The organism is Microbacterium sp. 71-36, from assembly GCF_001898305.1.
Taxonomy (GTDB): Bacteria; Actinomycetota; Actinomycetes; order Actinomycetales; family Microbacteriaceae; genus Microbacterium.
The window spans coordinates 444,123-459,804 of the sequence record NZ_MKTP01000001.1 but is presented as its reverse complement, the minus strand read 5'-3'; the positions used below and the strand labels follow the sequence as shown (position 1 = coordinate 459,804).

Genomic DNA, 15,682 nt, shown 5'->3' with positions numbered 1-15,682 from the left:
GTGGCGGCCTCTCCGGAGAAGAGCCGGCCCAGCGCCTTCTGGCCCCTCGCGGCGATCATCGTGCCCCTCACGGGCCTGTTCGCGCGGATCGAGATCCGCGGCGCCGAGAACCTTCCGAAGGAGGGGGCCTACGTCCTGGCCCCCAATCACAACTCCGAGTTCGATCCGGTGATCGTCGCCGTGGCGGTGTGGCGGCTCGGCCGGGCACCGCGGTTCATGGCGAAGGAGAGCCTGTTCCGGGTGCCCGTGCTCGGTGCGGCGCTGAAGGCGACCGGCATGGTCCCGGTGCCGCGCAGCTCGACCAGCGCCAACCAGTCGATGAAGGCGGCCGAGCAGATCGCCCGGGACGGGCGCGGCGTCATCGTCTACGCCGAGGGGACGCTGACCCGCGACCCCGACCTCTGGCCGATGCGCGGGAAGACGGGTGCGGTGCGACTGGCCCTCGCGGGCGATCTGCCTCTCATCCCCATGGCGCAGTGGGGCGTGCAGCAGATCCTCCCGCGGTACGGCAAGCTCCGCTTCCCCCGCCGCTCGCACGTGATCGTGGAGTTCGGTCCGGCGATGGACGTCGCCGACTACCGCGCGACCGCGACGCAACCGGCGACGCTGACGCGCGCGACCGATGCGCTCATGGCCCGGATCTCCGAGATGCTCTCGGGGCTGCGGGGCCTGCCGGCGCCGCCCGAACGCTGGAACCCGTCGCAGCACGGCCAGAACGAGACGGGTCGCCTTGAGTCGTAAGAGCGAAACGCCTGCGCCCAAGGTCGCCGTCGTCGGTGCCGGCAGTTGGGGGACGACGTTCGGCAAGATCCTCGCGGACGGCGGCGCCTCCGTCGTCATGTGGGCTCGCCGGCCCGAGCTGGCCGCCGAGATCACGGAGTCCAAGCGCAACAGCCGCTACCTGTCGGGCATCAATCTGCCCCGCACGATGACCGCGACGACCGACCTCGCCGAGGCGCTGACCGGGGCCGAGCAGATCTACCTCTCGGTGCCGAGCCAGTCGCTGCGTGAGAACCTCGCCGCGATCAAGCCGCTCGTGGAACGCACGGATGTGCCCCTGGTGTCCCTGATGAAGGGCGTCGAGAAGTCGACGGGACTGCGGATGAGCCAGGTCATCGAGCAGGTGCTCGAATGCGATCCGGCCCGCATCGCCGTGGCATCCGGTCCCAACCTCGCCCTCGAGATCGCCCGGGAGCAGCCGACCGCGGCGGTGATCAGCTCGCTGAGCCCCGAGACGGCCGAGGCGGTCGCCCGCCGTGCACGCAACCGGTACTTCCGCTCGTTCGTGAACACCGACGTGATCGGCACCGAGTTCGGCGGAGTCCTGAAGAACCTCATCGCCGTCGCGATCGGCATCGTCGACGGCGTCGGCTACGGCGAGAACACCAAGGCGTCGATCATCACGCGCGGCCTGGTCGAGATGACCGACTTCGCCGTCGCGCAGGGTGCTCAGCCCGAGACCCTGCAGGGGCTCGCGGGGCTCGGCGATCTCATCGCGACGTGCCAGTCGCCGCTCAGCCGCAACAACACCGCCGGGCGCCTGCTCGGACAGGGCTACGGCTACCAGGACGTCGTCAAGCAGATGCAGCAGACCGCCGAGGGATTGGCATCCGTCGCCCCGGTCCTGCAGCTCGCGAAGCAGGTCGGCGTCGACATGCCCATCGTGCAGCAGGTGAAGATGGTGCTGGACGGCACCATGGATCCGCGCGACATCGCGCCCCATCTCACGACCGACGACGACCAGCCGCAGGGCGAGAGGACGCAGAATGACCAGACCGGCGGTGGTGGTGCTCTTCGGCGGGCGCTCCAGCGAGCATTCGATCAGTTCCGCCACGGCGGGCGGGGTGCTGCGCGCGATCGATCGTGAGCGCTTCCGGGTGATCCCCGTCGGGATCACCCGTGACGGCGCCTTCGTGCTCGAGGACGACGACCCCGACAAGTTCGCGCTGCGCCCCGAGGCGCTGCCCGAGGTCCGCGACAACGGCACGCGGGTGCGGCTGCCGGAGTCGACGCTCGCGCGCGAGTGGACAGTGACGGATGCCTCCGGCGAACGCTCGCTCGGCGAGGTCGACGTCGTGCTGCCGATCCTGCACGGCCGCTTCGGTGAGGACGGGACGGTGCAGGGGCTTCTCGAGCTCCTCGGCATCCCGTACGCCGGTGGCGGCGTCCTGATGTCGGCCATCGGCATGAACAAGAACGTCACCAAGCGGGTGCTGCGCTCGGCGGGAGTACCGGTCGTGCCCTGGGTCGCGGTGACGCGCGCCGACCTCGCGCGCGATCGCGCCCTGTGGGAGCGTCGCATCCGCTCGCTCGACCTGCCCGTGTTCGTGAAGCCGAACGAGGCGGGCTCGAGCGTCGGCGTGACCAAGGTGTCGCGCTGGGAAGACCTGGATGCCGCGCTCGACACCGCGTTCGCGGAGGACCGGCTCGTGCTCGTCGAGCAGGCCATCGTCGGGCGCGAGCTCGAGTGCGGTGTGCTGCCGGGCCGTGACGGGGGTCCCGTGCGGGTCAGCGTCGCGGGTGAGATCGTGGTCACGGGTCGGGAGTTCTACGACTTCGAGGCGAAGTACATGAATGCGCCCGGCGTCGACCTCGTGTGCCCGGCGGATCTGCGCGACGGAGAGCTCTCCGAGATGCAGCGGATCGCCGCCCAGGCCTTCGAAGCCCTCGGTGGCGAAGGCCTCGCCCGGGTGGACTTCTTCTACACCGGCACCGAGTTCTACGTGAACGAGGTGAACACGATGCCGGGGTTCACCCCGATCTCGATGTTCCCGACGTGCTGGATCGCGTCGGGGCTGTCGTACCCGGAGCTCATCAGCGACCTGCTGGACGCCGCGCTCGCCCGCGACTGAGCGCGCCGCGCCGTCGGCCCCGCTCAGGGCGTGGGAGTCGGCGCGGGTGTCGCGTCCGCGGGCGCGGTGCAGACCTGGCCGGTCGCGGGCAGGTGGTCGCGGATCAGGGGCGCGAGCGCGCGCGCGATGTCGGCGCTGCTCGCGGTGGCGGCGTTGAGGAAGACCTGGATCGCCGGCTGATGCCCGAACGTCGTCAGCGTGTACTTCTGATCGGTCGCCTGCGACTCGTCCACGAGCCAGTCGACGCCGTCGAACGTGCGGCAGGGGAGCGTCGACGGGCCGGGAGCCTCAAGGCCGCAGGTGATCAGGATGCTGGCCGGGCTGCCGTAGGCACCGGTCGCCTGGGCGTCGGTCCAGCGGCGGTCCTGGCCGGAGATCGACTTCGGCAGGCGCGCAGTGATCTGTGCGCACGCCGGGTCGTTCGCCGCCTTGGCCGGCTCCATCGACACGGTCGTGGTGCACGCCGCGAGCCCCGGGAGGAGGGCGAGGACGGCGAGGAGCGCGAGGGGACGACGGGAGCGGGGCACCCCTCCAGGCTAATAGCGTGGGAGGGTGACCGACGCCGAGACCACCGTGGGGGAGCTGTCCGAGGGGCAGGTGCTCCGCGGCATCCTGGACCGCCTGCCCGCCTCGACCGCGCCCGTGGGCCCGGGCGACGACGCGGCGGTGCTCGCCGTTCCGGACGGGCGCGTGGTCGCCACGACGGACACGCTCGTGCACGGTCCGGACTTCCGGCTGGCGTGGTCGTCCGCCGCGGACCTCGGGTACAAGGCGGCGGCGGTCAACCTCGCCGACGTCGCGGCGATGGGCGCGCGCCCCATCGCGCTGCTCGTCGCCCTCGCGATGCCGGATGACACCCCGCTCTCGTTCGTGCGCGGGCTCGCCGACGGGCTCGCGCAGGCGTGCGCCGAGCTCGCCCCCGGCTGTGCGGTGGAGGGCGGCGACCTCACCGTGTCGGACACGCTGACGATCGCGGTGACGGCGCTGGGAAGCCTGGACGGGCGGGATCCGGTGCGACGGTCCGGCGCGCGGGCCGGGGATGCCGTGCACCTGATCGGCGAGCTGGGTGTCGCGGGCCGCGGGCTCGAGGTGCTGTTCACGCGTTTCGTCGACGCCGACGGAGTCCCCATCCCCGTGAATCCCGAGCGCCGCGCGGCGCTGGACGCCGAAGACGCCTACGCGCTCGATCGTCAGCTTCGCCCGCAGCCCCCGATCGCCGACGCGCTGCGCGCGGCGGATGCCGGAGCGACCGCGATGATGGACGTCTCCGACGGACTGGCCCTGGATGCCGAGCGCCTCGCCGACGCGTCCGGGGTGACGATCGACTTCGACGCGGAGGCGCTGGGCGACGATCTCGCGCGGTCGCTCGGCGGGGGAGAGGACCACGGGTTCCTGGTGACCTTCCCCGCGGGGACGGTCGGCCCGGGGCGGCGCGTCGGTTCGGTCGAGCCTCGCGGCGAGGTCGCCGTGACGGTCGACGGCCGCGCGTGGACGGGTCGCTCCGGCTGGGACCCCTACCGCGACTGGGACGCCGGCCGCGGCTGAACAGCGCGGTGTCGGCGACTCCCACGAGCGGGGCCGGGGTCAGCGGGGCCGGGGTCAGCGGGGCGGTCGGCCCCACCAGAGGGTCGTGTCGCCGTAGGTGCGGTCGCGATCGGCCTCGAGGCCGGCGGCCGCCCAATCGGGTGCGGGCGAACGCTTCGCCCGCTCGACGATGACGGCGGCATCCGGGCTGAGACGGGCGGCCAGCCCGGCGAGGACCCGCGCGATCTCCGCGTCCGAGACGTCGTACGGCGGGTCGAGGAACACGAGGTCCCACTCCGACGTGGAGGTCTCCACGAATGTCGTGGCGTTCGCGCGGTGCACCCGGGCCGTGCCGGCCACGCCCGCGGCACGCAGTCGCTCCGCGTTCTTGCGGATGAGGGCGGCCGCGGGTGCGGAGAGCTCGACGAGGTCGGCCGAGACCGCACCGCGGCTCAGGCTCTCGAGTCCGAGGGCGCCGGAGCCCGCGTACAGGTCGAGGACACGGGCGCCGTCGACGAGGTCGGCGGAGTCGAGGGCGCCGAACAGCGACTCGCGCACGCGGTCGCTCGTGGGCCGCGTGCCCTTCGGCGGGACGTCGAGAACCGTGCCGCCCGCGCGGCCGGAGATGATGCGGGTCACCGTCTCAGCCTACAAACCGCGTGTCCGGGGTCGTGCCTAGACTCGGTGCATGCCCGGTCTCTCGCTGTCGTCCCGACTCGACGGCGCCGTGGGTGGCAAGACCGCCGCGGCTTTCGAGCGTGCCTTCGGGATGAAGACCGTCGGCGAACTCCTCGAGCACTATCCGCGCCGCTACGCCCGCCGCGGCGAGCTCACGCCCATCGCGTCGTTGCCGCTCGGAGAGCCGGTCACGATCGTGGCCGAGGTGGTCAGCGCGACCGAGCGCCGCATGCAGAACCGCCGGGGATCGCTGCTCGAGGTCATCATCAGCGACGGCGACGGACGGCTGTCGCTGACGTTCTTCAACCAGTCGTGGCGTCTGAAAGACCTGACCCCCGGTCGCCGCGGCATCTTCTCGGGGAAGGTGGGGGAGTATCGGCGTCAGACGCAGCTGACCCACCCCGACTACTCGCTGTTCGACGATCTCGAAGAGGCCCGCGCCGAAGCCGAGGTGAACGCGAAGCGCCCCATCCCGATCTACCCGGCCACCAGCACGGTCCCGAGTCCGCTCGTGCAGAAGACGATCTCGCTGGTCCTCGACGGTCTCGGTGCCGTCGACGACCCGTTGCCCGATGAGCTGCGCGAACGCCGTGGCCTCGTCGGCGCGCGGACCGCGCTCGAGCACATCCACCGTCCCCATCACGACGACGAGATCCCGCCGGCGGTCGAGACCCTGCGCATGCAGGAGGCGTTCGTCCTCCAGACCGCCCTGCTGCAGCAGCGCCAGTTCGTGCGCGCGCTGTCGGCCACGAAGCGGCCCGCGACTCCCGGAGGTCTGCTCGAGCGTTTCGACGCCGCGCTGCCGTTCGCCCTCACGCCGGATCAGGAGACGGTGGGCGCGCGGATCGCCGCCGATCTGGTGGGCGACTGGCCGATGAATCGACTGGTGCAGGGAGAGGTCGGTTCGGGGAAGACCCTCGTCGCGCTGCGGGCGATGCTGCAGGTCGCCGAATCCGGGGGCCAGTCGGCTCTCATCGCCCCGACCGAGGTCCTCGCCGCCCAGCACGTGCGCTCGATCGCGAAGATGCTGGGACCGCAGCTCGCCCCCGAACTGATGCCGACGCTGCTCACCGCTCAGCTCCCCGCCGCCGAGCGCCGGCGCGCCGCGCTGCGGGTGGCATCCGGTCAGGCCCGCATCGTGGTCGGTACGCACGCTCTGCTCAGCTCGACGACCACGTTCGCCGACCTCGGGTTCGTGGTGGTCGACGAGCAGCACCGGTTCGGGGTCGACCAGCGCGAAGCGCTCCGCGCGAAGGGGGACTCGCCGCACACGCTGGTGCTGACGGCGACACCCATTCCCCGAACCGTGGCGATGACCGTGTTCGGCGATCTCGACGTCTCGACGATCCGCACCATGCCCGCCGGGCGCGCGGGCATCGAGACTTTCGTCGCACCGCTCGCCGAGAAGCCGGGGTGGTTCGCCCGCGTCTGGGACCGTGTGGCCGAAGAGGTCGCGAAGACCCACCAGGTGTTCGTCGTGTGCGCCGCGATCGACGCCGAGAAGCTCACGTCCGACGAGGTCGGAGACGAACCCGCCGAGGGCGCGGCCGATACGCGCACCCGATGGGGCGTGGTGCAGGTGCAGGCCCTCCTCGACGCACTGCCGGCTTTCGCCGACATCCGGGTCGAGATCCTGCACGGCAAGATGCACGCCGACGAGAAGGATGCCGTGATGCAGGCGTTCGCGCGCGGCGACATCGACGTCCTGGTCGCCACGACCGTCATCGAGGTGGGCGTCGACGTGCCGAACGCCTCGACGATGGTGATCCTGGAGGCCGACCGTTTCGGCGTGTCGCAGCTGCACCAGTTGCGCGGCCGCGTCGGCCGCGGCGGTCTGCCGGGCCTGTGCCTGCTCGTGACGGAAGCGGCGCCCGGCACGTCCTCTCGTTCGCGCGTCGAGGCCGTGGCCCGCACGCTCGACGGTTTCGAGCTCGCCGAAGTCGACTTGGAGCTGCGCGGAGAGGGCGATGTCCTGGGCGGCGCGCAGTCCGGGGTGCGGTCGTCTCTGCGTCTCCTGCGCGTCGTGACGGACGCCGAGCTCATCGTGGAAGCGCGGGCGGTCGCCGAGACGGTCCTCGCCGACGACCCGGCGCTGGTCCGACACCCGGGTCTGGCGGCTGCGCTGGAACGGCGCGTCGGTGTGGAAGAACGTGCAGCGCTGGCCAAGTCGTGAGCGCGGACACGATGGATAGGCTGGCGGAATGAGTCCGCGGATCGCCGTCGTACCCGGTTCCTTCGACCCCCCGACCCGGGGGCACCTCGACGTGATCCGCCGCGCGGCCGGTCTGTTCGATCAGCTGCACGTGCTCGTCGTGCACAACCCGGGCAAAGAGGCGATGCTCCCGATCGCCCAGCGTCAGGCGCTGCTGGAGCAGTCCATCCAGGAAGAGGGCATCGACGGCGACGTCGTCGTCGCGGCGTGGAGCATGGGGCTGCTGGTCGACTACGCGACCGACGTGGGAGCGCAGGTGCTGGTCAAAGGCATCCGTTCGCAGGTCGACGTCGCGTACGAGACCCCGATGGCGATCGTGAACAGAGACCTCGCGCACGTCGAGACCGTGTTCCTGCTGCCCGACCCGTCGCATGCCCTCGTGTCGAGTTCGCTCGTGCGACAGGTGGCGGCGCTCGGCGGCGACGTCTCGCCGTATGTGCCCGCGGCCGTCGCCCGCTTCCTCGACACCGGCGCGCGCGGACTCTGATCGCGACCGCGGGCCTCCGTCCAGGAGCGCCCGGGTAGCATGGACGACCGTGAGAACCCACCGACCCGGACCCTTCCAGCTCCCCGTGCGCGACATCGTGCGCCATCCCGGCGAGATGCGCGAGCACGAGCTCGAGATCCCCGCGCCCGAGAAGTGGGGGGAGGGACTCGTCGCCGTGCCCGCCGCCGAGCCGCTCGAGATCGACGTGCGCCTGGAGTCCGTCCACGAGGGCATCCTGGTCTCCGGAACGGTCTACGCCACGGCCTCCGGCGTCTGCGGACGGTGCCTCACCGACATCACCGAGCCTGTCGAAGTCGAGTTCCAGGAACTTTTCGCGTATCCTGGGGATGAAGCGAACGACTTCGAAGTTCAAGACGACCACGTGGATCTTGAAAATCTGGTCCGGGATGCCATCGTCCTGTCGCTTCCGTTCCAGCCGGTGTGTCAGCCGGATTGCCTCGGGCTCGACCCGGTCACGGGTGAGAAGCTGACGGAGAGCGCCGGCGACACGGAGCAGACGCCCGTCGATTCCCGGTGGGCAGCGCTCCAGCAGTACACCCCAGACGACGGCGATGCGCTCCGCGCCGCCCCCAAGACAGAGAAGAGCTAGTCATGGCAGGTAACCCCCCGAAGCGGAAGGTCTCCCGCTCGAACACCCGCTCGCGTCGCGCGCAGTGGAAGGCCGAAGCCCCCGCGCTGGTCAAGACCATCGAGAACGGCAAGGTCGTCTACAGCCGCCCCCACCAGGCGAAGGTCGTCACCGACTCGCAGGGTACCGAGCTCTTCCTCGAGTACAAGGGCCGCAAGGTCGCCGACGTCTGATCAACGTCCGGTGACGCGAATCTCTGCGCTCATCGAGAAGCTCGGGGTCGACATCGACCCCGAGCTTCTTTCTCTTGCGCTGACCCATCGCTCGTTCGCCTACGAGAACGGCGCCATCCCGCACAACGAGCGCCTCGAGTTCCTCGGCGACTCGGTGCTCGGACAGGCGGTGACCGTCCGCCTGTACACGCGGCATCCCGATCTCGATGAGGGCAGCCTCGCCAAGCGGCGCGCGAGCGTCGTGTCGACCGTGGCCCTGGCCGAGGTGGCGCGGGGCATCGGGCTGGGCGATCACGTGCGGCTTGGCCGCGGCGAGATCCTCACGGGCGGTCGTGACAAGGATTCGATCCTGGCCGACACGATGGAAGCGGTCATCGGCGCGACCTATCTGTCGGCCGGTCCGGACGCGGCGACCGGTCTGGTGCTGCGCCTGGTCGAGCCGTTGCTCGCCGATCCGGATCGGTACGGCGCCGCGATGGACCCGAAGACGAGTCTGCAGGAGATCGCTGCGCGCCAGTCGCTCAGTGCCCCGGTCTACGGCGTCGAGGCCACCGGTCCCGACCATGATCGGCGGTTCACGGCGACCGTGACGGTGGGCGATGTCGTGACCCAGGGGATCGGCTCGAGCAAGAAGCAGGCGGAGATGGCCGCCGCCCTCGCGGCGTGGCGCGAGCTCGACGCCCGTGCCTGAGCTGCCCGAGGTCGAGGTCGTCCGCGCCGGTCTCGAACCCGCGGTGACGGGTGCGCTCATCGCGTCGGTCGACGTCCGCGACGCCCGCGCGCTCACGCGGCACTCCGGCACGCCGGAGCACTTCGAGGCCGAACTGACCGGGCGTCGGATCGTGGGCGCCGTCCGTCGGGGCAAGTTCCTGTGGATGCCGCTGGGTGCGGACGAAGCGATCGTGACCCACCTGGGCATGAGCGGGCAGATGCTGCTGCGCGTGCCCGGTGCGCCCGAGGAGCGGCACGAGCGGATCCGCATCGAGCTCGAGCATCCGGTGCACGGGCCGCTGTCGGTGGTGTTCGCCGACCAGCGGACGTTCGGCTCGCTTGCGCTCGACGACCTCGTCGACACCCCCGACGCCGCCGCCGGCGGCCGCGGTTCGACGCTTCCCCGCGTCCCCACGCAGGTCGCCCACATCGCCCGCGACCCGCTCGACCCGGCGTTCGACGACGCGCGCTTCCGGGCTCGTCTCGCGCGCACGTCGTCGGGGATCAAGCGCGTGCTGCTCGACCAGACGATCGCGAGCGGCATCGGCAACATCTACGCCGACGAGTCGCTGTGGGCCGCGCGCATCCACCCCGAGTCCGTGGCATCCGATCTCCCGACCCGCTCGGTGAACCGGCTGCTGGCCGAGGTCCGCGCGGTTCTCGAGAAGGCTCTCGCCGAGGGCGGCACGAGCTTCGACGCGCAGTACGTCAACGTCAACGGCCAGGCGGGGTACTTCGCGCACTCGCTCAACGCCTACGGTCGCACCGGGCAGCCGTGCCCGCGGTGCGGACGTCCGATCGTGCGGGTGAGTTTCATGAACCGCTCGAGCCACTTCTGCCCGCGGTGCCAGCGGGTGCGCTGACCCGGTCGGTGCGGCCTTCGAGCTCGCCCGAGGCCGCGAGACTGCACGCGCCTGACATCTCCCCCGCACGCTGCAGTGGAGATGTCAGGCGGTTGCGGTCTCGGCGGTGTGACCGAGAGCGGGATCAGGCGAGCACCTTCTGCCACGCACCCTCGTACGCGAGCGGTGCGAACCCGATTGTCTCGTTGATCGAGAGCATCGGGCGGTTCTCCTCGGCGTTGTAGGTCATCACGCGCGGCGACTCGGGGACGGACTCGCGCCACGCGAGCAGTCCGGCGCACTTCACCAGCATCCCCAGGCGGTGTCCCCGGTGGGAGGCCACCACGAGCGTGTCCTCCTGGTGGGTGACGGCCGTGCGGTCCTTGCCGACGACGAGCTCGTTGAACGCGGCGAGTTCGCCGGAGTCGACGTGCTGCGCGACGGTCACCAGGAGGTGCCGGTCGGCGTCGGTGTAGCTGCGCTCCCAGTCGGCCACCCGCGCGGCATCCCACACCTCCTCGTCGTGATCGAGACCGGCGGAGGGGGCGTCGGTGATCATGCGGGACTTCATGTAGGCGAAGGCGTCGACGAACTCGGGCGGCGTGGGCAGCGTCCACTGGATGATGCGGTATCCCGACGCGGCCGCTTCCGCGTCCGTGAGGAGCGCGCGGAGACGCGGCTCGGCCCCTGCCAGCTCGAGCCGGCTCTGACGCACGATCTGCTCGAGCGTGTAGCCGGCTGCGAGATAGAAGCGCGCGCTGCGGTCGAGCGGGATGCGGCCGAAGCCGGTCGGGGCGTCGAGCTGCGGTCCGTCGACGGCCGGATGCTCGGCCCAGGACTGCAGGATGGTGCGCCCGTGCTCGCGCGCCGTCCGCTCGATCAGGTCGTGCGCGGCGCGGCCGATGCCGCGCCCCCAGGCGCTGCGACGCAGCTCGATGAGCCAGAAGCCGGTGCGGGCGCCGTCTTCCTGGGGGAGGTCGAGGCCGACGCGTCCCACGACCTCACCGTCCCACAGCGCGATCCAGACGAGACGGATCTGCGCCGCGGTCGGACGGTAGACGGCGAGGAGCTCGTCGGCGGGCATGGCGTGATCGTCATGCCCCGCGATCTCCCGGTAGACGAGATTGCGCACGCGGGACATCTCGCGGAAGTCGGCGGCATCCGGGGAGTCGATGGATGCCGGGATGTGCAGGGGGCGCAGCTCGAGGCCGGGCGGGAGGGCGTTCATGTCGGAACTTTCGGTGGGAGGGAAGAGGGGAGGGGCGGGGCCGGATGCGCCGGCCCCGCCGGGTCACAGCGGCGGGCGCGAGAGAAGCGCCTGTCGCTGCCAGTGGATCTCGCGCTGCGCTCGCTCGAGCGCGGCGCGGTGGGAGACGTTCGCCCGCACCGTCCGGGGGGCGAGCTGGTCGGCGCGCGCGGCAGCGCGTGTCAACAGCCACAGCCCGAGGCGGAGGGAGAGACGGTCGAGGAGACCGAGACGGCGCTCGGCCGAGGTCTCGACGGTGGGAAGGGACAACGCGGATGCCGTGTGCTGCGGCGCGCGCGTGAGCGAAGTGTTCATGCGGAGGCTCCGATGAGGAAGAACGAGCTGAGGGCCGCGGCCGACGAGAGACGACAGCGGCGGGAGGGTCACGGAGACCCGGGCGCACGGCATCCGAGGGTCGGATGGGAGTGCGGCGGGAGCGGAGACGGAGAGTCGTCTCGACGCGGCCCGGCTACGCCTGACGAACAGGCATGCCGACGGCGGTGGTCACTCCGCGCAGGGGTGCGGACAGCACGGGGACGGCGGTGAAGCCGGTGGCGAAGAAGCCGGTGGTGTTGCGAATCATGGGAGTGACCTCCTTTCTCAGTCGGTTGCGACCCCCGACGCTAGCGAAGGCGTTCAGCGGATGTCAAGCGAAGATCCAGAAACGAGGGATCCTCGGGCGCGTCGAGCGCGGGCTCGATCGGCCAGCCACCGCGGGATTCCGCGGGCCTTCGGGTAGCGTGAGGCGGAAGTCCACCGGGTCGGGAAGGCGCATCCGCATGCACCTCAAGAGCGTCACGCTGAAGGGATTCAAGTCCTTCGCGCAGTCGACGACGTTCGCGCTGGAGCCGGGCGTGACCTGCATCGTCGGCCCGAACGGGTCGGGCAAGTCCAACGTCGTCGACGCGCTCGCGTGGGTGATGGGGGAGCAGGGTGCCAAGACGCTCCGCGGCGGCAAGATGGAGGACGTCATCTTCGCCGGTACCTCCACGCGCGGTCCGCTCGGACGCGCCGAGGTGCAGCTGACGATCGACAACACCGACGGCGCCCTGCCGATCGAGTACAGCGAGGTGACGATCGCCCGCACGCTCTTCCGCAACGGCGCGAGCGAGTACGCGATCAACGGTCAGACGTGCCGCCTGCTGGACGTGCAGGAGCTGCTCAGCGATTCCGGGCTCGGGCGTGAGATGCACGTGATCATCGGCCAAGGGCGCTTGGACACGGTCCTGCAGGCCTCGGCGGAGGAGCGGCGGGGCTTCATCGAAGAGGCCGCCGGGATCCTCAAGCACCGCCGTCGCAAAGAGAAGACCGTCCGCAAGCTCGAGGCGATGGAGACGAATCTCACACGGCTGAGCGACCTCGCGGGCGAGCTGCGTCGTCAGTTGAAGCCCCTCGGCAAGCAGGCCGAGATCGCGCGCGAGGCGGCGACCATCGCCGCCGTCGTCCGTGACGCGAAGGCACGTCTGTTCGCCGACGAACTCGTCCAGCTCCGTCGCCAGCTGGCCGATGCCGCCGCAGCCGAGAGCGAGCGTCACACCGAGCGGCTCATGCTGCAGGATCAGGCCGACGGCATCCGGATGAAGGTCGAGCGGCTGGAAGAGGAACAGCGCTCCGAGGCGGTGGACCGCGCTCGTCGCGTCGCGTTCTCGCTGGAGCAGGTGCAGGAGCGTCTCCGCGGCCTGTACACGCTCGCCGGCCAGCGTCTGACGCTGCTCGCCGACGACGACGGCGACACCGCCGCGGCGGTGCCGACGGTGACGCAGTCGATGATCGACGATCTCCGGAGCGAGATCGACGAGATCGCGGGAGGCCTCGGAGACGCCCAGGATGCCGCTGCCGACGCCGCCCGCGGAGTCGCGCGGGCGCGCGCCGACCTCGACGCGCTCGACGCCGACATCGCGGCGCAGAGCGCGCTCGTCTCCGAGCACGACATGAGGATCACGGCGCTCCGGGGTTCCGCCGAGGCCGCGGCGTCGGGCCTCGCCGCGGTCCGGGGGGCCGTCGAGCGCCAGCAGCGCGCACTGGATGCCGCGCGCGACCGCCTCGCCGAGGCCGAGGAGGCGCGCGCCGCTCTCGACCCGGACGTGACGCCCGAGGAGTCGACCGCCGAGCATGCGGCCGCGTACGAACGCGCCCAGCGTGAAACGAACGACACGGAGTCCGAGGTGGCGGGGCTGCGCGAACGTCTGCACGCCGCCGAGCGCGAACGCGACTCCCTCACCGCCCAGACCACGGCGCTCGGCCGCGCCCTCGACGTCCGCAATGCGGCCGCCGATCTCGTCGCCGGCGGGGTGGACGGCATCCGGGGCCTCGTCGGCGATGCGGTGAAGGTCACCCCGGGGTACGAAGGGGCGATCGCCGCGGCGCTCGGATCGCTCGCCGAGGGGCTCCTCGTGGACGACGGTGCGGCCGCCTTCGCGGCGGCCCGTGCTGCCCGTGAGGGCGACCTCGGCGTGGTCGAGATCGCGATCGCCGATGCTCCGGACGCCGATCGCGAGGCGACCGTGCCGGGCGGCATCCGCGCGGTCGATGTCGTGTCCGCACCGGCCGGGGTGCGCGGCATCCTGTCGGGCGTGGTCATCGTGGACGACCTCGAGGCGGCGGAGTCCGTGCGCTCGGCTCTCGGATCCGCGTCGGCGGACACCGTCGTGGTGACTCGCGACGGCGCCGTGATGACGGCCCGAACCCTCCGCGCCGGGTCCGGCGGCGGACGTTCGCGCCTGGAACTCGCCGCCGAGCGTGATGCCGCAGCGGACCGCCTCGCCGAGATCACCGTCATCGCCGACTCGCTGCGGGAGGCCCTGGCCGAGGCCCAGGGGAAGCTCGCCGATGTCCGCGCGCGCACGAAGGAGGCGTTGACGACCTTGCGCGCCCACGACGCGGCGCTCGCGGCGCACGCGGAGAAGCTCAACCGCGTCACGGTGCGGCACGAGGCGGCCGTCGCCGAATGCGAACGCCTCGAAGCCGGACTCGTGCAGGCGCAGGCCGCGGTCGCCGATGCCGAGGCGAAGGCCCTCCTCGCCGACGAGGCGCTCGCGCGAGCGCTCGAGGTGCCGCGTCCGCTCTTGGACGCGTCCGCTCGCGAGGGCATGCTCGCCGAACTCGAGTCGGCGCGCGAGGGCGAGATGCGGGCGCGTCTCGACATCGAGACCCTGCGCGAACGCGTCCGGGCGGGCGAGGCGCGCATCGTGCAGCTCGAACAGCAGCGGGAGCGGGAGCGCTCCGCGGCCGCCGCGGCGGCACGACGCGCCGTCATCCGTCGGGGCCAGCGCGAGATCGCGGCCGAAGTCGCCGGAGCACTTCCGGCCCTTCTCGATTCGATCGACCGCTCGGTCAGTCAGGCGCGCGTCGAACTCGCCGCCGCGGAATCCGCCCGATCGGCCGTCACCGCCGATCTCGCCCGCGCCCGGGCAGAGGACACCGCGGTGCGCGAGAGACTCGCGAGCCTCACGGAGAGCGTGCACGGCCTCGAGCTGCAGATGCACGAGAAACGCCTTCACGTCACGAGCCTGCTCGAACGCGTGCAGTCCGAGTTGTCGCTCGACGAGGACATTCTCGTTTCGGAATATGGCCCCGATCAGCCGATCCCCGTGCTGGACGGCGACGCGACCGAACCCTTCGACCGCGCGGCACAGAAGCGTCGGCTGCAGGATGCCGAGCGCAAGCTCGCCCAGCTCGGCCGGGTGAACCCGCTCGCACTGGAGGAGTTCGCCACGCTCGAGCAACGCCACGCTTTCCTCACCGAACAGCTGGCCGACCTGCAGCAGACGCGCGCGGATCTGCAGACGATCATCGCCGACCTCGACGAGCGGATGCAGACCATCTTCGTCGCCGCCTTCGACGACACCCGCGCCGCCTTCGGCGAGATCTTCCCGATCCTCTTCCCGGGCGGGGCGGGCAGCATCTCGCTGACGGACCCGGACAATCCGCTCACCACCGGCATCGAGGTGGCCGTGCGTCCGGTGGGGAAGAAGATCGAACGGCTCTCGCTCCTGTCGGGGGGCGAGCGGTCGCTCGCGGCCGTGGCGTTCCTCACGGCGATCTTCACGGCGCGACCGAGCCCGTTCTACATCCTGGACGAGGTCGAGGCGGCGCTCGACGACGCCAATCTCGGTCGCCTGCTCGGGGTGTTCGAGAAGCTGCGCGCGAGCAGCCAGCTCATCGTCATCACGCATCAGAAGCGCACGATGGAGATCGCCGACGCGCTCTACGGCGTGTCGATGCGCCAGGACGGCGTGTCAGCGGTGGTCGGCCAGCGCGTCGGCGACCGTGCCCGCGCGGCGGCGGAACCTGCGCCCGTAAGCTGAA

At 71.3% G+C, this 15,682-nt stretch carries 15 protein-coding genes; 11 read left to right on the top strand and 4 right to left on the bottom strand.

What is annotated here, in order from left to right:
• Genes BGO45_RS02240 through BGO45_RS02230 form a run of 3 tightly spaced genes read left to right on the top strand, consistent with a single transcriptional unit; the run spans nt 1 to nt 2,852 of the window.
• Nucleotides 1-741, top strand: a complete 741-nt coding sequence (locus BGO45_RS02240; RefSeq protein ID WP_292690555.1) for a 1-acyl-sn-glycerol-3-phosphate acyltransferase — start codon at nt 1-3, stop codon at nt 739-741.
• Entirely contained in the window at nt 731-1,867 is a 1,137-nt protein-coding gene (locus tag BGO45_RS02235; RefSeq protein WP_292690553.1) for an NAD(P)H-dependent glycerol-3-phosphate dehydrogenase, read from the top strand. Before BGO45_RS02240 ends, BGO45_RS02235 begins: the two co-directional genes overlap by 11 nt.
• Entirely contained in the window at nt 1,767-2,852 is a 1,086-nt protein-coding gene (locus BGO45_RS02230) for a D-alanine--D-alanine ligase family protein (RefSeq protein ID WP_292690551.1), read from the top strand. The genes BGO45_RS02235 and BGO45_RS02230 overlap by 101 nt, the downstream gene beginning before the upstream one ends.
• Before the next feature lie 23 nt (nt 2,853-2,875).
• On the opposite strand, the gene BGO45_RS02225 is transcribed toward BGO45_RS02230, so the two are convergent.
• Nucleotides 2,876-3,379 carry a DUF3515 family protein gene (locus BGO45_RS02225; RefSeq protein ID WP_292690549.1) on the bottom strand — a complete coding sequence of 168 codons (504 nt, stop codon included), beginning with the start codon at nt 3,377-3,379 and terminating at the stop codon, nt 2,876-2,878.
• Between the two features lie 25 nt (nt 3,380-3,404).
• Here BGO45_RS02225 and thiL point away from each other — a divergent pair, with 25 nt between their 5' ends.
• Nucleotides 3,405-4,397, top strand: a complete 993-nt coding sequence (gene thiL / locus BGO45_RS02220; protein WP_292690547.1) for a thiamine-phosphate kinase — start codon at nt 3,405-3,407, stop codon at nt 4,395-4,397.
• A gap of 54 nt (nt 4,398-4,451) precedes the next feature.
• Here the strand turns inward: thiL and rsmD are convergent, their stop codons facing one another.
• Nucleotides 4,452-5,015 (bottom strand): 16S rRNA (guanine(966)-N(2))-methyltransferase RsmD, encoded by a 564-nt coding sequence (gene rsmD / locus BGO45_RS02215; protein WP_292690545.1) that lies wholly within the window; start codon nt 5,013-5,015, stop codon nt 4,452-4,454.
• Between the two features lie 49 nt (nt 5,016-5,064).
• Here rsmD and BGO45_RS02210 point away from each other — a divergent pair, with 49 nt between their 5' ends.
• The 6 genes from BGO45_RS02210 (at nt 5,065) to mutM (ending at nt 10,149) form a co-directional block, all read left to right on the top strand.
• Nucleotides 5,065-7,227 (top strand): ATP-dependent DNA helicase RecG, encoded by a 2,163-nt coding sequence (locus BGO45_RS02210; protein ID WP_292690543.1) that lies wholly within the window; start codon nt 5,065-5,067, stop codon nt 7,225-7,227.
• A gap of 28 nt (nt 7,228-7,255) precedes the next feature.
• Nucleotides 7,256-7,753 (top strand): pantetheine-phosphate adenylyltransferase, encoded by a 498-nt coding sequence (coaD, locus tag BGO45_RS02205; RefSeq protein ID WP_292690541.1) that lies wholly within the window; start codon nt 7,256-7,258, stop codon nt 7,751-7,753.
• A 115-nt stretch (nt 7,754-7,868) separates the two neighbouring features.
• A complete protein-coding gene (locus BGO45_RS02200; RefSeq protein ID WP_077052639.1) occupies nt 7,869-8,363 on the top strand; it encodes a DUF177 domain-containing protein in 495 nt (164 codons plus the stop codon).
• 2 nt (nt 8,364-8,365) lie between these two features.
• Nucleotides 8,366-8,575 carry a 50S ribosomal protein L32 gene (gene rpmF / locus BGO45_RS02195; RefSeq protein ID WP_013586329.1) on the top strand — a complete coding sequence of 70 codons (210 nt, stop codon included), beginning with the start codon at nt 8,366-8,368 and terminating at the stop codon, nt 8,573-8,575.
• Nucleotides 8,576-8,594: 19 nt separating this feature from the next.
• Nucleotides 8,595-9,266 (top strand): ribonuclease III, encoded by a 672-nt coding sequence (gene rnc, locus BGO45_RS02190; RefSeq protein WP_217693667.1) that lies wholly within the window; start codon nt 8,595-8,597, stop codon nt 9,264-9,266.
• A complete protein-coding gene (gene mutM, locus BGO45_RS02185) occupies nt 9,259-10,149 on the top strand; it encodes a bifunctional DNA-formamidopyrimidine glycosylase/DNA-(apurinic or apyrimidinic site) lyase (RefSeq protein ID WP_292690503.1) in 891 nt (296 codons plus the stop codon). The genes rnc and mutM overlap by 8 nt, the downstream gene beginning before the upstream one ends.
• 124 nt (nt 10,150-10,273) lie before the next feature.
• On the opposite strand, the gene BGO45_RS02180 is transcribed toward mutM, so the two are convergent.
• Together BGO45_RS02180 and BGO45_RS02175 are read right to left on the bottom strand one after the other, a co-directional pair.
• Nucleotides 10,274-11,356: a GNAT family N-acetyltransferase gene (locus BGO45_RS02180; RefSeq protein ID WP_292690501.1), complete on the bottom strand. Its 1,083-nt coding sequence runs from the start codon at nt 11,354-11,356 to the stop codon at nt 10,274-10,276.
• A gap of 63 nt (nt 11,357-11,419) precedes the next feature.
• Complete coding sequence (locus tag BGO45_RS02175) at nt 11,420-11,689, bottom strand: hypothetical protein (protein ID WP_292690499.1); 270 nt, start codon at nt 11,687-11,689, stop codon at nt 11,420-11,422.
• A 464-nt stretch (nt 11,690-12,153) separates the two neighbouring features.
• Between BGO45_RS02175 and smc the strand changes: the two genes are divergently transcribed.
• A complete protein-coding gene (gene smc / locus BGO45_RS02170) occupies nt 12,154-15,681 on the top strand; it encodes a chromosome segregation protein SMC (protein WP_292690497.1) in 3,528 nt (1,175 codons plus the stop codon).
• Nucleotide 15,682: the final 1 nt, after the last annotated feature.

Bases quoted from the DNA above. Each gene is read 5' to 3' on its own strand.
- rpmF (WP_013586329.1), top strand. From the start codon at position 8,366: ATGGCAGGTAACCCCCCGAAGCGGAAGGTCTCCCGCTCGAACACCCGC.
- BGO45_RS02210 (WP_292690543.1), top strand. From the start codon at position 5,065: ATGCCCGGTCTCTCGCTGTCGTCCCGACTCGACGGCGCCGTGGGTGGC.
- coaD (WP_292690541.1), top strand. From the start codon at position 7,256: ATGAGTCCGCGGATCGCCGTCGTACCCGGTTCCTTCGACCCCCCGACC.
- BGO45_RS02200 (WP_077052639.1), top strand. From the start codon at position 7,869: ATGCGCGAGCACGAGCTCGAGATCCCCGCGCCCGAGAAGTGGGGGGAG.
- smc (WP_292690497.1), top strand. From the start codon at position 12,154: ATGCACCTCAAGAGCGTCACGCTGAAGGGATTCAAGTCCTTCGCGCAG.
- BGO45_RS02230 (WP_292690551.1), top strand. From the start codon at position 1,767: ATGACCAGACCGGCGGTGGTGGTGCTCTTCGGCGGGCGCTCCAGCGAG.
- BGO45_RS02180 (WP_292690501.1), bottom strand. From the start codon at position 11,356: ATGAACGCCCTCCCGCCCGGCCTCGAGCTGCGCCCCCTGCACATCCCG.
- BGO45_RS02175 (WP_292690499.1), bottom strand. From the start codon at position 11,689: ATGAACACTTCGCTCACGCGCGCGCCGCAGCACACGGCATCCGCGTTG.